This is a genomic window from Streptomyces huiliensis, assembly GCF_020037025.1.
GTDB lineage: Bacteria > Actinomycetota > Actinomycetes > Streptomycetales > Streptomycetaceae > Streptomyces > Streptomyces huiliensis.
Map to the genome: position 1 here is coordinate 1 of NZ_JAIQLH010000571.1, position 246 is coordinate 246.

General features: G+C 73.6%; 1 protein-coding gene. It reads left to right on the plus strand.

Annotation, left to right across the window (positions count from 1 at the left end; all coding sequences use genetic code 11):
- Window positions 1–246: beta-ketoacyl synthase N-terminal-like domain-containing protein (locus tag JNW98_RS35910; protein WP_308015714.1), on the plus strand; the 246-nt coding region annotated here is incomplete at both ends.

A 246-nucleotide genomic window follows, 5' to 3' on the forward strand; every position in this document is an offset into this window, starting at 1 on the left:
CGACGCCGTCTCCGGCTTCCCGGAGGACCGCGGCTGGGACATGGACACCGTCTACCACCCGGACCCCGCCCACCCCGGGACGAGCTACGTCCGCACCGGCGGCTTCCTGTCCACCGCCACCGACTTCGACCCCCGCTTCTTCAACGTCGGCCGCCGCGACGCCCTCGCGATGGACCCGCAGCAGCGGCTGCTCCTGGAAGGCACCTGGGAGGCCCTGGAGGAGGCCGGGATCGACCCGGACGCCCT